We start from the raw sequence: 1328 nt of genomic DNA on the forward strand, positions 1-1328 counted from the left end.
ATCCGCAGATCGCCGGGGTCGGCGTGGACCCCGTACCACTCCAGCAGCCGGCACCAGCGGGAGCGCTCGTGCTCGGCGTCGCGCCACGCGGGGCCGGGCACGGGCGGTCCGCCGTCGGTGCCGGGGCGTCCGTAGGCGAGCAGCCGGGCGGGCCGCAGGGCGTGCAGCGGCCGGTGGCTGGCGGGTCCGTTGCCGTGCAGGTCGACGGCCGTGTCCGGGGGCGGACCGGTCCAGCCCAGCGACTCGGGCACGGCCCGGCCGGGGGCGGCGGCGGGCAGCAGCCGGTCGACGGCGCCGGTCGCGAAGGCGGCCTCCGCCAGCCGCTCGGGCGCGGCGAGGACCAGCTCGTGGCCGGGGTGCGCGCGGCGCAGGGCACGCAGCGCGGGCACCGCGGTGAGCAGGTCGCCGAGTCCGAGGGCCCGCAGGACGAGCAGGGCCGGGGTGCCGGGCGGAGCGGCGATGTCGATGATGTCGCGCGCGGTCACGGGCGGTCTCCCGGGGTGTCGGCGGGCCCGGGGGCGGCCGGGCCGCTGAGGGCCGGCGCGGGTGTCCGCGTGCCGGGCGCGGCCGCGGACGTGCCGGGGGCGCGGGCGGCGCGGCGGGCCAGTTCGGTGGTGGAGCGGCCGTCCAGATACGGCAGGACGAGGGCCTGGCCGCCCCATTCCCGCAGCACCGCGGCCTCGGGCAGGGCGTCGACGCTGTAGTCGCCGCCCTTGACCCACACATCGGGCCGCAGCGTGCGCAGCAGGTCTTCCGGGGTGTCCTCGGTGAAGACGGCCACGGCGTCCACGGAGCCCAGACCGGCCAGCACCCGGCACCGGTCGGCCTGCGGGTTGAGCGGACGGCCGGGCCCCTTGAGCCGGCTCACGGAGGCGTCGGAGTTGACGCAGACGATGAGACAGTCACCGATCCTGCGGGCGTTCTCCAGCAGCCCCACGTGCCCGGCGTGCAGCAGGTCGAAGCAGCCGCCGGTGGCGACGACCGTGCCGCCGCGGGCGCGGACCGCTTCCGCCAGGGCGAGGGCGTCGGCGGGGCGCTCCGCCCGTTCCCGGGCTCCGGGGCGGTGCCGCCACAGCGCGGGGTTGCCCGCGCCTCCCGCGGCGACGAACGCGGCGGCCTCGGTCACCGCCCGCTGTACGGCCTCCTCGGGGAGCCCGCCGTCGGCGAGGGCGGCGGCGGCCGTGGCCGCGAAGCAGTCGCCCGCGCCGCACGGGTCCCCGGCGGTCTGCTCCGGGACCGGCACGAGCATGGGGCTGTCGCTGCCGGGCCGGGTGAGCAGGGCCCCGCGGGCGCCGAGCGTGACGGCGACGGACGCGGCCCGCCAGCGC

2 protein-coding genes are annotated in these 1328 nt (G+C 79.8%); both read right to left on the reverse strand.

Going from position 1 to position 1328, the window contains the following annotated elements; translation table 11 throughout:
* Positions 1 to 485, reverse strand: a 485-nt coding sequence (locus GCU69_RS05410) for a glycosyltransferase family 9 protein (RefSeq protein WP_408055764.1), incomplete at its 3' end; no start/stop codon positions are given.
* Positions 482 to 1328, reverse strand: an 847-nt coding sequence (rfaE2, locus tag GCU69_RS05415; protein WP_156205268.1) for a D-glycero-beta-D-manno-heptose 1-phosphate adenylyltransferase, incomplete at its 5' end; no start/stop codon positions are given. The genes rfaE2 and GCU69_RS05410, both read right to left, overlap by 4 nt.

The organism is Streptomyces lycii, assembly GCF_009735685.1.
GTDB classification, from domain to species: domain Bacteria; phylum Actinomycetota; class Actinomycetes; order Streptomycetales; family Streptomycetaceae; genus Streptomyces; species Streptomyces lycii.